Raw genomic sequence first — 240 nt, 5'->3', positions numbered from 1 at the left:
CCGCCCTCCTGGCCTCCCGAGGCCAGGTCCCGCACGGCCTGGCGGCGTGCCTTCGCCGCGACGCCGGTCGGCAAGCAGGAGACCGTCCCGCCGCCGGACCTGGCTGCGGACCCGGCGCCCGGGACCGCGCCCCCGTCCGCCGCGTCACCTCGCCCCGCACGCACACGCCTGCTCCTGCTCTCGACCGCCGCGGTGAGCGCCCTCGACGCCGTCGCGGCGTTCGTACTCACCCCGTCCGAT

The 240-nt window shown here is 78.8% G+C and carries 1 pseudogene; it reads left to right on the top strand.

Annotated features, from left to right (window positions below):
* Positions 1–240, top strand: a pseudogene (locus KVT45_RS55585) (serine/threonine protein kinase); the annotation flags it as partial.

The sequence above is a fragment of the Streptomyces sp. GbtcB6 genome, assembly GCF_019091475.1.
Lineage (GTDB): Bacteria > Actinomycetota > Actinomycetes > Streptomycetales > Streptomycetaceae > Streptomyces > Streptomyces hyaluromycini.
The sequence above is the reverse complement of the archived record's forward strand: the minus strand, read 5'-3'. Positions and strand labels throughout refer to the sequence as shown.